The following is a 10,997-nucleotide window of genomic DNA, read 5'->3' as shown; positions in this document are numbered from 1 at the left end:
CCGGCGGAGGAGGAGCCAGCGCAGCGTCCCGCACTTCCTCGCTCGATCCCTGCGCGAGTCCCTCCGCTTCGACGCCTCCGCGCTCAACCCGCTGTCCGCGCTGCGCATCACGATCGGGATCGTCGCGATGCTGCTCGTCGGCATCGCCACCTCTCGCCCCGCGCTCGGCGCCACGCTGGCCGTCGGTGCACTCCTCGCCGGGAGCGCGTCCATGGGAAGCGCGCTCGGACCAGGACCACCGCTCGGCACGATGTGGGCGACGAGCCTCGGCATGGCGGCAGCGACGGTCGCGAGCTCGACCACTTCGAACCTCGTCTGGGTCCACCTCGCGCTCCTCGGCGCCGCCTCGCTCGGCGCAGGACTGCTCGTCTCCCTCGGGAGCTCAGGAGCCACGGTCGGCGTGCAGGCGATCGTCGCCTTCGTCGTCTTCGGCCACTACCACGAGCCTGTCGCCGACGCCGCACTGCTCGGCCTCTGGGTCCTCCTCGGCGGGATCGCCCAGGTGCTGCTCGCTGTTGCGATCCGCTGGCCGACTGGCGTGCTCCGCCAGTTGCGCGCCAGCGCGGCCGCCTTCCGAGAGCTCGCTTCGTTCGCCCGCTCCTGCAACCATTCCTCGAGCCTCCCGGCCGCCGTCGCGCTCGACGAGGCCGCTGCGGCGATCGGGACCGCGGGCGTGCTCGGCCACGGCGAGCTCGAGCTGCTGCGGGCCCTCGTCGACGTGGGTCGGCGCACCCGGATCGAGCTCATCGTGCTCGGCAGTCAGTGGCGGCAGCTCGCCCGCATCGATACGCGCGCGACGGCCGTGCTCGAGGACCTCGACCGGCTCCTGCAGGGAGCGTCGCTCGCGCTCCTCGGCGTCGCGGACTCGCTCGAGGGCCGCCCGCCGCGCGCCCACGCCACCGAGGAGGAAGTCAGGCGTGTCGCCGACGCGCTGGGACGGTGCCACACGGAGGACCCGCTCGTGCGGGCGACCCTCGAGTCGATGGGTGCTCACGTCGAGGCGCTCAGCGGCCAGCTGCGCGCCGCGGCGGCCCTCGCGGCAGACGCCGGCGGTACCGGCGCGGTGCGCCTCTCGCCGCTCCGACCCCCGCCGGGGCCATCGGTGCTCACGCGCCGCGCGCTCGCCCAGCTCGAGACGCTCCGGGCCAACCTGACGCTGCACTCGACCGCGTTCCGCCACGCCCTCCGACTCTGCGCCGCCGTCGTCGCGGCGACCGTCCTCGCCGAGCACGCACCCCTCGAGCGCGGCTACTGGGTACCGGTGACCGCCGCCATCGTGCTCCGCCCCGACTTCGCCGCCACCTACGCACGGGGCATCGCCCGCGTGCTCGGCACGCTCGTCGGCGTTGCGCTCGCCTCCCTCATCGCCGTCGCCGTCCACCCGGCCGACGTGGCAGCGCTCGTCGTCCTCGCCGCCTTCGCCTGGGCCGCGGCGGCCACCTTCCAGGCCAGCTACACGCTCTTCTGCGCGTTCATCACGGGCCTCGTCGTGCTGCTCGTCAACCTCGTGACACCGGGAACGCTCGGAACTGCGCTGGCTCGACTCCTCGACACGGTCGTGGGCGGATGCGTCGCCCTCGTCGCCTACGCGCTCTGGCCGACCTGGTCGCGCAGCGCCGCCCTGGCGAGCCTTGCCGCGCTCGTCGAATCCCAGCGACGCTACGCCGCGGCAGTGCTCGGCGCAGCTGCCGGCAGAGCACGCTTCGACGAGGTCCGCATCCGCGAGCTCGCTCGCAGCGCGCGCCTCGCTCGCTCGAACGCCGAGGCCGAGCTCGAGCGCTCGCTGGGTGAGCCTCCCGCGCGCCGGGTCGAGGGAACGCTCGGCACCTCGTCGCTCGCCGCGCTCCGGCGAACGGCGAGCGCGCTCCACGCCGTGCGGACCGAGATCGCTCGAGGACGCTCGACGCACGCGCTCCCGGGGGCGGGACCGTTCGCGGAGGCGGTGGACCGCTCGCTCGCCTCGCTCGCGGCCGTCCTCGCGGCCGTCGCCCGAGGCGACGCTCCTCCTGCCGTCGAGCTCGGCCCGCTGCGACGGCTCCACGGTGAGCTGGCGAGCGCGAACGGCGTGGCGCGAGCCACGAGTGGGCTCATCGCCGCCACCGACGAGCTCGTCGATGCGATCGACACCCTCGGTGCGACGCTCTCGCGAGCGTTCGGAGCTCAGAACGCCTCGCGGCCCACCTCGCCCTTCTGGCGCTAGGAGGGCGCCTCGACGAGCACGAACGCCGGTCGAGCCGGCACGTCGACGGCGGCGTGGCCCACCGCAGCCACACGCGTCGCCTCGAGCGCGGGGGCGGCGCGCCGGGCGGTGATGGGGACGACCTTCCGGTCACGCGTGGCGGCCTCGAGCTCCAACCTGGCGAAGTGCGCGAGGAGCGCCACGTAGGCGGCCGTCGCGCCCAGCGAGACGAGCGACAGCGCCCACAACGGGCGCAGCGCGGGAATGGCACCGAGGAGGAACGTCCCGAAGGTGGCACCGAGGAGGGTGGCGAGCACGCGGCGGCGCCGGGCACGGCGCTCGGCCAGCTTCGGCCTCCCGGGCACCGGCGGCCGTGCCCGCAGCTGAGCGGAGCTCTCCGGCGCGCTCGCGGCGGCGGCCAGTCGAGGGTAGGCGCGCCGCAGGAGGCCGGTGCGGTAGCGGAAGCGGGAGACCGAGGCGGTGATCTCCCACTCAGAACGCTTCCTCAGCGCGATCGGGAGGAGCGCTGCGACCCAGACGAGCACGAGGACGAGAACGACCATCCCGGGCGGGCCCTCCATCTGTACGCGCGAACCCGCGGCGAGACGCTAGCGGAGCCGGGCGCGCGAGCGGTGGATGGTCGCGAGCCCGAGCCCTAGGGCTGGCTGCCGTCGCTGGCGACCCGTCGCCAGCTGCCGGAGCGACCACCGGACTTCTCCCACAGGCAGAGGTCCCCGATCGACATCGTGCGATCGGCGGACTTGCACATGTCGTAGACGGTGAGGGCGGCCACGGCGCAGGCGGTGAGCGCCTCCATCTCGACCCCGGTGCGGTCGAAGGTCTCGACCTGCGCCTCGACCTCGACGTAGTCGTCGCCGATCGTGAAGTTCACGGTCACGCTGCCCACGAGCAGCGGATGGCAGAGCGGTATGAGGTCGGCCGTTCGCTTCGCTGCCTGGATCCCGGCGATGCGCGCCGCGCCGAGGACGTCGCCCTTCGTGATGGCGTTGCTCGCGACCTTGGCCGTCGTCTCGGGGAGCATGGCCACCTTGCAGCGAGCGAGCGCCCGTCGGTGCGTCGCCTCGCGCGGGGCGACATCCATCATCCTGGCCCGCCCGAGGGGGTCGACCTGGGAGAGGCTGCGCTCCGCCACTACCTGAGTGTACGACACGGCACGCAGGCGAGCGACCACGCCGGGGCGCCGGTATGATTAGCACTCACTAGCCGGGAGTGCCAGGAGTCGCCGATGCCGACGTACGAATACGCCTGCCGCAGCTGCGGCGAACGGCTCGAGGTGGTGCAGTCCTTCGCCGATCCACCGCTCACCAGCTGCGGCTCGTGCGGCGGCTCGCTGCGCAAGGTCTTCGGCGCCGTCGGGATCGTCTTCAAGGGCAGCGGCTTCTACAAGACCGACAGCCGGTCGAACGGCGCCACGAAGGAGAAGGCCGGCGCGAGCGAGCAAGCCCGCTCGGACTCGGCCTCGAAGGAGGCGTCCGCGCCAGCGCCCGCCACGAGCAACGCCGCCGCTGGCGCGTCTGCGGCTGCCTCGTCGAGCTAGGCACCTACGCGCCGCTCATCGCCACCTCGCCGATGGCGAGACTCACCCCGGCCGCCGCGCTGGGGAGCCACTCCACGTCCGCCCCGACGGCGAGGACGTGCTGGAGCATGCGCTGGATCGTGGACGCGATGGTGATCTCGCGCACCGGCTCGGCGAGCGCGCCGTCGCGGATCATGAGGCCCTCGGCGCCGACAGAGAAGTCCCCGCTCACGGGGTTGACACCCGAGTGCACGCCGCTGACCTGCTGGACGAACAGCCCCTCGCCGACGTAGCGCACGAGCTCGGCCTGGCCGAGCTCGCCCGGCTCCAGGCTGAGCGCTCGCGCGCCGACCGACGGCGTCGACGCGTAGCCACCGCGCACGGCGGACGCCGTCGACGAGGCACGTGCCAGGCGGGCCGAGTAGGTGTCGTAGAGGTAGGCGGCGAGCCGGCCTCCCTCGATCAGCCTGGTCGGCCGGCAGGCGAGACCCTCGGCGTCGTAGGGAGAAGCCCCGTACGCGAGGGGGTTCGTCGGGTCCTCGAGGAGGGTGACCGACGTGGCGGCGACCTCCTCGCCGAGCCGATCGGTGAACAGCGAGCGCCGTTTGGCGACCTCCTCGCCCGAGAGCGTGCCCGCCAGGATGGCGAGCAGCGTGGCGGTCACCCGCCGGTCGAGGACCACCGCGAGGGTGGCGCCCGGTGGCTTTCGCGCCCCGAGCAGGCGGGTCGCCCGCTCGACGGCGTCGCCGGCCGCCTTGTCGAGGTCGAGGTCGCTGAAGGCCCGTCCCACGCTGTAGCCGGTGGCGGTCTGCGTCTCGGGACCCTCGCCGGCGACCGCGTCCGCCGAGACGTAGCAGCCGCTCCGCCGGCTCACCGCCGAGATCCCGAGCGAGCTCGCGACCGCGACCTCCACCTGGCCATCCCCGTAGTCGGCGCTCACGACCTGGCGGATCCTGCGGTCGGCGGCCCGCACGCGCCGCTCGAGCTCGAGTGCGAGGGCGACCTTGTCGTCCGTCGACACCGTCTCCTCGCGCCACAGCTCGAGGTGCGCCGGCGCAACCCCGTCGGGGACCGGCAGGCCAGCGTGCTCGTCCTCGGTCGCGAAGCGAGCGTTGTCACGCGCCTCCTCGAGCGCGTCGCGCGCGAGCCGCTCGTCGAGGTCGCCCGCGTACGCGAAGCCCTGGCGCCCGCCCACGACGACTCGCACGCCGACGCCAGCGGACTGGGCGAACGAGAGGGACTCGACGTCGCCCTCGAAGACGCGCACGTCCGTGCCCCGCTCCCGGGCGACGTAGGCCTCCACCTGCTCGCCTGGGCGGGCGGCCGCGGCGATCCGCTGCGCGAGCTCGAGGAGTTCAGGCACCGGCCGTGCCCCCGATCGTCACGCCCGTCACCCGCAGCGTCGGCTGACCGCAGCCGACGGGGACGCTCTGGCCGTCCTTGCCGCAGGTGCCCGGGCAGACGTCGAAGTCCGTGCCGACGGCGTCGATCTTCGACAGGATGTCCGGGCCGTTGCCGATCAGGTTCGCGTCGCGAAGCGGCGCGGTGATCCGGCCGTTCTCGATGAGGTAGGCCTCGGTCATCCCGAAGACGAAGTCCCCGGTCGCGGTGTTCACCTGACCCCCGCCGAGCTTCGCGACGTACACGCCGTAGGGCGTCTGGGCGACGATCTCCTCCGGGTCCTCGCTGCCGGCCGGCAGGTAGGTGTTCGTCATCCGGACCATCGGCAGGTGCTGGTAGCTCTGGCGTCGCCCGTTCCCCGAGGATTGGCGGCCCTCCTTGCGGGCGCGCACGAGGTCCCACATGTAGTCCGTGAGAACGCCGTCCTGGATCAGGACGTTGTGCTGAACCGGGCGACCCTCGTCGTCGATCCGGGCGCTCCCCCAGCCGTCGGCGAGCGTGCCGTCGTCGACGAGCGTGACGAGCGGGCTCGCCACGAGGCCGCCGACCCTGCCCGCGTACGCGGAGGCTTCCTTCAGCACGTGGTCCGCCTCGAGGCCGTGGCCGCACGCCTCGTGGAAGAGGATCCCGCCGGTCCCGCTCTTGATGACGACGGGGAGCACGCCCGAGGGCGCCGGGCGTGCGGAGAGCTTGGCGAGCGCCCGGCGCGCCGCCTGCGCGGCCACGTCCTCGACGGCGAAGCGGTCGAAGAGCTCGAAGCCGATCGTGCAGGCGACGCTCTCGTGGCCCGTCTGCAGGCCGGTGTCCCCGGAGGCCACGCACACGACGGCGAGGCGCGTGCGGACCTGGTCGTCGGTGGCCACCAGCCCGTCGGAGTTGGCGACGAGGATCCGGCGCCGGCTGTCCCCGTAGCCAGCGGCGACCTGGACGATCGCCGACCCCGCCGCTCGGGCCGCGGCGTCGGCTCGCTCGAGGATCTCGACCTTCGCCCGCTTCGGCACCTCCTCGGGGAGCTGCTCCGCGCCGCTACGCGCGCCAGGCGCGCGCTGTCCGAGGGCGACGCGCCGGGTCCCCGCGGCCGAGCCCCTGGCGACGGCAGCCGCGGCCTCCGCCGCGGCGAGCAGGCCCGCCTCGCTCAGGTCGGCCGTATGAGCGAACCCGGTGGTCTCGCCGACCACGACGCGGATGCCCGCGCCGCGCTCGCGCCCGGAGGACAGCTCCTCCACCCGGCGGTCGTCGAGCGAGATGCGCGTCGAGCGGCGATCCTCGACGAAGATCTCGGCGAAGTCGCCGCCCCGGCGCAGCGCCGCTGCGAGCGTGCCGGCGACGACGTCCTCGTCGAGCAGGGCGTGATCGGGTGGTGTCACCTGTCTCCTCCCGGACGCCGAGGGGATCCCCAGCGGTGCGACCAAGTGGCCGGTCGATCGGCGTGCTCGTATCGTAACGACGTGGTTCTCGGGACCGATCTGCCCCTCGGGCTCGCCGGGCGGGCGCAGCTCACGGTCGGCGCGAGCGACACCGCTGTCGCCCTCGGCTCCGGCGACGTCGAGGTGCTCGCCACGCCCCGCCTCATCGCGCTGTGCGAGGAGGCGACGATGCGCGCCATGGCGGGCGCGCTGCCCGAGGACTGGACCACCGTGGCGATGCGGGTGCAGTTCGACCACCTGGCCCCCGTCGCCGTCGGTGGGTCGGTCGTCGCGGAAGCACTCCTCGCCCGCATCGAGGGCCGCCGGCTCGTCTTCACGGTCACCGCCAGCGACGCCGCAGGACTCGTCGGCGCCGGCAAGTTGACCCGCGTCGCCGTCGAGCGACGCCGCTTCCTCGAGCGGGCGCGCTGACGGCCGGCCCCGGCGCGCGAGGTCCACGCCCAGGGCGCTCTTCCTCGGTACGATCGGCCCACCGCCCGCCGCGGTCGTGGCGAGGGTCCAGTTGGGCGAGAGGCGCCGGCGGGGTGCCGGATCGGGGATGGAGATGGAGCAGGGCAGCGCGCCACACGGGCAGGCCGAGGCCACGCCGATCTTCAGCGCAGGGCGGCGCGGCTACGACCCCGAGCAGGTCGACCGTTACGTCGCCGACCAGCAGCGGCGCCTCGACGAGGCGATGCGGCGGGCGTCGGAGGCCGAGCGCAAGCTGGCGGCGGCGGTCGGCCAGCTGCGCGAGCTCCACCGGCGCGTCGCCGTGCTCGAGAGCGAGGACCGCTCCCCCCAGCCGCCGTCGCTCGACACCCTCGGCGAGCGGGTCCAGCGCATCCTCCAGGAGGCGTGGGAGGGCGCGTACGCGCTGCGACAGAGCGCCGAGCACGAGGCGAACGAACTGCGCGAGCAGGCGCGCCGGGAGGCGGAGGAGATCGTTGCCGCCGCCCGGCGGCGCGCGAGCGCCGTGGAGGAGGAGATCGAGCGCCGTCGGCGCTCCTACCTCGAGCGGGTCGAGGAGGACCGAGCCCGGGCCGTCACCCAGATCACGTTCCTCCACGAGCAGCGCAAGGCGGCGCTCGCCGAGCTCCTCGGGGTGAAGCGCCTCGTCGAGGACGCCGTCGCCCGCTTCGAGACCGCGACGTCAGGCGCTCCTCGCGCGGAGGACGCCCGCGCCGAGGTGCCGGAGGTCGCCGCTGCCGACGAGCGTGCGGGGGCGCAGGGGACCGAGGAGTCGGGAGCAGCCGAGCGGCCGGTCGCGGTGCTGCGCGTGCAGGCGCTCGATCAACCGCAGCCCGGTCACCACCTACCCGATCCGGGCGAGCTGGTGCGCAGCCATCGAGCCCGACTCGCGGCCGAGGGACCGCCGGAGCCTCGAGCAGGGGAGGACGGCCCGTCGGGATCCCGCCTCTCGGTCTTCGACTTCGACCAGGAGTAGCGGGGCCGCTCAGCCCGACGGCGCCACCCCCGCGCCCTCGAGGAAGCCGACGAGCTCGTCGACCTCGACGGCGAGCATCGCGGCGACGGCCCACGCGTCCTCGCCGCGCAGCACGACGACCCTCGCGTGCCGACCTCGACGGCGCGCCTGGACGGTGCGGACGTAGGTGCGCAGCTGGTCCCACCCGGCCCCGCGGCGGCGCTCGAGGCGCGCCACGTCGATGCGGATGGTCGGTGCCGCCGGGCTCGCCACCGGTCGCGGGCGCCCCGCCGGAGCCGGCTCGGCGGGCGAGCCAGGGACGAGCTCGTCGAGCGAGGAACCGTAGAGGGAGGCGAGGCGCAGCAGCCGCAGGACGGAGATCATCCGTTCGCCCCGCTCGTAGGCGCTCAGGCTGGCCGCCTTGAACTCCCCTCCGGTGATTGCCTCGACGCCCTGGAGGGTGAGCGCCTGGCGCGCACGCGCGGCGCGCAGGAGCGCGCCCTGCGCCGTCAGGAACTGCCGCGCGTCGTCGGGCACCGGGCGACCGACCACCGCCCCAGGCTACCGAACGCCTGCGCGAGCCGGTGGGGCCACCTCCAAGGCGAACCCAGCCAGGTTCACTGCTGGCCCTGCTCGTGGCCCTGCTCGCGATGGACGACGACGGCATCCGGGCCGGGGACCACGAGTCCGACGTGGCCGTCGTCGCCCCACCGTACGAGGTAGGGCGCCTTCCCCTGTGCGCCGCGGACCTCGAGGATCTCCGCGTCACGATCTGGCTGCCCCGCCCGATGACCCTTGACGACCAGGTGGTCGCCGACATGAGCTTCCACGAGACGCTCCTCCCGTGCTCGATCGGCAGGCGCCGTGCGCGCGCTGCGCGGCTCATCGCGCCGGATTGCGCGCGCTGCGACCAGGGACGGACGTCACATCGCGCCTCGCGTCGCGCGCTCGGCCGCCGCCGACGGCCTCGGCCCCCGCGAGACCCGGGGTTACGCTGGCACCGGGCCGCTAGCTCATCGGGCAGAGCAGGGGACTTTTAATCCCAAGGTGCCGGGATCGAGACCCGGGCGGCCCACGGCAGGCACCGACGTCGGCGCCGAGGAGCTCCACGGCGCACCTGGTCTCGGCCGCCGGTTGGCACATCCAGCGCCGTCCCACTGGCCGCCAGCGCCGCGCCGGCGTCGATCGAGCAGCGCCGGGCCGGGCCGATCGGGTCGTCGAGGCCCTTGCCTCAGCCCACCTCCGCCGGCGTCGACCGGACCCGGGGGGCGCGCGTCCCGAGCAGGATGATGGCAGCCGCGACGACGAACGACGCCGCCATGGTCGCGAAGGCCGCGGGGAAGCCGGCTGCATCGATGATCCAGCCGATGAGCGCCGTCCACAGCGAGCCGACCCCGTAGCTGATCGCGAAGAACGCCCCGAACGTCGCCCGCGCGACCCCGCGCTCGGTCATGTCCGAGAACACCGCCTGCATGAGCGGCGCCTCGGAGTACGCGAGGACGCCGACGAGGACGCCGAGCGGGACGAGGAGCGCGAGGTCGCGACCCGCGTACCCGAACCCGACGAGCGCGCCGGCACCGGCGAGGTAGGTGGCCACGAGCGTGCCTCGGCGGCCGAAGCGGTCGGCCAGCCCGCCACCGAGGAGCGGCCCGGCGATGCTCGCCGTCATCACCACGGTGAAGATCGCCCCCACCGTGAGCGTCGGCAGATGCAGCCCGCTGCGCAGGTCGGCGGGGATGTAGGTGCTCAGCGTCCCGAGGCCGCGCCCACCTGCAGCCACCGTCGAGGCCGCGAGCACGGCGAGGACACGGCGCTGTCGGAGGAGGCGACCGAGGCTGGCGGGCTCGGATGGGTCCGCCTCGACCGGAAGGTGCCGGCGCTCCGGTGGCAGCGCCGCAGCGATCAGCAGCGCCCCGAGGGCGAGGGCCGCCGCCACCGCTGCGAGCGCCCAGCGCCAGCCGGCCGTGGCGATGACGACCGACGCGAGGAGCGGGATGGTGACGGTGCCGAGGCTCCCGCCGGCGGTGTGCCAGCTGAGCGCGGTCGCCCGGCGCTCGGGGAAGCGCTCCGAGAGGTACGCGGAGCCGACCGGGTGCTGGGGCCAGCTCACGATGGCACCGAGGATCTTCGCTGCGCCGAAGAGCCCGAATCCCGGAGAGATGGCCGCAAGCAGCGTCGCCAGCGCGAGGCCGGCGTTCTGCGCCGTGAGGATGGCGCGTGCCCGGACCTTGCGGAGCAGCCCTGCTGCGCCCTGCAGCAGGCCGCCGACGAGGCCGCTGGCGGTGAGGACGACCCCCAGCAGCGCGTACGAGACGTGGAGGTCGGCGACGATGAACGGGTACGTGACGGCGAGGCCTGCCACGTAGAAGTGCTGGATGCCATGGCCCACGGTCATCACGACGAGCGCGCGCCGGTCGTCCGGCTTGCGGAGGATCGACGTGTGGACCTGCTCGACCGAAGCGGCGTGCGCGCCAGCCATTCCCGTCCTCATCGCTGCTGCGCAGGGCTCGCTGCCCCGCCCGACGTGGCCATGGTAGGGCGGGACCGCCGGGCGCTGCGCCGGCTGGCGCGACCCGCTGGCGCGCAGGTGGCCCGGATCGCGAGCCCAGGACAGGCACAGCGCGGCTCTCGCCGGCCGAGCTCGACCGTCCCTCGTCCCACGAGCGCCTCGCGAGTCCCGGAGGGGTGTGGCGCGGCCTGCACCCCGCGACCCGGCGTCAGGACACGCCCGCCGGCAGCGGCCACCCGGCAAGGGGACGCGCGCCGACGCCGCGGCCGAGAGGTCACGCAGCCTCGCCGCTCGTCGTCACCGGGGGGGCAGGCGATCGTCGAGCCGGCAGGCGCCGTCGGCGACGCCCTCGCTCGCGGGCGCGCCGACGGCGTTCGGGCCGTGGAGGACGATCGTCGGCGGGCTGACACGAAAACCCTGTCATCGGGACGCGCGAGGTCAAGGGGTGCGGGGCGGAGCCCCGCTCGGGACGAAGTCCCGCTGTTCAGTCCTGGGGACAGCTCAGGCGGCTTCGGCTGGCTCGATCGTGACGCGAAAGCCGA

General features: G+C 74.3%; 11 protein-coding genes and 1 tRNA gene. 5 read left to right on the top strand and 7 right to left on the bottom strand.

What is annotated here, in order from left to right; genetic code table 11:
- Positions 1-2,200, top strand: a 2,200-nt coding sequence (locus VKV23_05870; GenBank protein HLI15561.1) for an FUSC family protein, incomplete at its 5' end; no start/stop codon positions are given.
- Here VKV23_05870 and VKV23_05865 read toward each other — a convergent pair.
- Positions 2,197-2,760 (bottom strand): hypothetical protein, encoded by a 564-nt coding sequence (locus tag VKV23_05865; GenBank protein ID HLI15560.1) that lies wholly within the window; start codon positions 2,758-2,760, stop codon positions 2,197-2,199. The two genes, VKV23_05870 and VKV23_05865, sit on opposite strands and share 4 nt — an antisense overlap.
- Positions 2,761-2,834: 74 nt before the next feature.
- Positions 2,835-3,332 (bottom strand): cyclic pyranopterin monophosphate synthase MoaC, encoded by a 498-nt coding sequence (gene moaC, locus VKV23_05860; protein HLI15559.1) that lies wholly within the window; start codon positions 3,330-3,332, stop codon positions 2,835-2,837.
- 93 nt (positions 3,333-3,425) lie between these two features.
- Between moaC and VKV23_05855 the strand changes: the two genes are divergently transcribed.
- A complete protein-coding gene (locus tag VKV23_05855) occupies positions 3,426-3,737 on the top strand; it encodes an FmdB family zinc ribbon protein (protein HLI15558.1) in 312 nt (103 codons plus the stop codon).
- A gap of 4 nt (positions 3,738-3,741) precedes the next feature.
- Here VKV23_05855 and VKV23_05850 read toward each other — a convergent pair whose 3' ends face one another.
- The gene (locus tag VKV23_05850) at positions 3,742-5,079 is read right to left on the bottom strand and encodes a TldD/PmbA family protein (GenBank protein ID HLI15557.1); all 1,338 of its coding nucleotides are present in this window, start codon (positions 5,077-5,079) and stop codon (positions 3,742-3,744) included.
- Entirely contained in the window at positions 5,072-6,484 is a 1,413-nt protein-coding gene (locus VKV23_05845; GenBank protein ID HLI15556.1) for a TldD/PmbA family protein, read from the bottom strand. The genes VKV23_05850 and VKV23_05845 overlap by 8 nt, the downstream gene beginning before the upstream one ends.
- A gap of 81 nt (positions 6,485-6,565) precedes the next feature.
- On the opposite strand from VKV23_05845, the gene VKV23_05840 reads away from it, so the two are divergent.
- Both VKV23_05840 and VKV23_05835 read left to right on the top strand, forming a co-directional pair.
- A complete protein-coding gene (locus tag VKV23_05840) occupies positions 6,566-6,955 on the top strand; it encodes a hotdog domain-containing protein (protein HLI15555.1) in 390 nt (129 codons plus the stop codon).
- Between the two features lie 91 nt (positions 6,956-7,046).
- The gene (locus VKV23_05835) at positions 7,047-7,967 is read left to right on the top strand and encodes a hypothetical protein (protein ID HLI15554.1); all 921 of its coding nucleotides are present in this window, start codon (positions 7,047-7,049) and stop codon (positions 7,965-7,967) included.
- 9 nt (positions 7,968-7,976) lie between these two features.
- Here VKV23_05835 and VKV23_05830 read toward each other — a convergent pair whose 3' ends face one another.
- Entirely contained in the window at positions 7,977-8,498 is a 522-nt protein-coding gene (locus VKV23_05830; GenBank protein HLI15553.1) for a helix-turn-helix transcriptional regulator, read from the bottom strand.
- Positions 8,499-8,563: 65 nt separating this feature from the next.
- The gene (locus VKV23_05825) at positions 8,564-8,776 is read right to left on the bottom strand and encodes a DUF1918 domain-containing protein (GenBank protein ID HLI15552.1); all 213 of its coding nucleotides are present in this window, start codon (positions 8,774-8,776) and stop codon (positions 8,564-8,566) included.
- Between the two features lie 172 nt (positions 8,777-8,948).
- Here VKV23_05825 and VKV23_05820 point away from each other — a divergent pair.
- Positions 8,949-9,021 (top strand) — tRNA-Lys (locus VKV23_05820).
- Positions 9,022-9,177: 156 nt separating this feature from the next.
- On the opposite strand, the gene VKV23_05815 is transcribed toward VKV23_05820, so the two are convergent.
- Positions 9,178-10,425: an MFS transporter gene (locus VKV23_05815; protein ID HLI15551.1), complete on the bottom strand. Its 1,248-nt coding sequence runs from the start codon at positions 10,423-10,425 to the stop codon at positions 9,178-9,180.
- Positions 10,426-10,997 lie beyond the last annotated feature (572 nt).

This window comes from Acidimicrobiales bacterium, assembly GCA_035294085.1.
Lineage (GTDB): Bacteria > Actinomycetota > Acidimicrobiia > Acidimicrobiales > Bog-793 > DATGLP01.
This window is presented reverse-complemented; position numbering and strand designations above follow the sequence as displayed.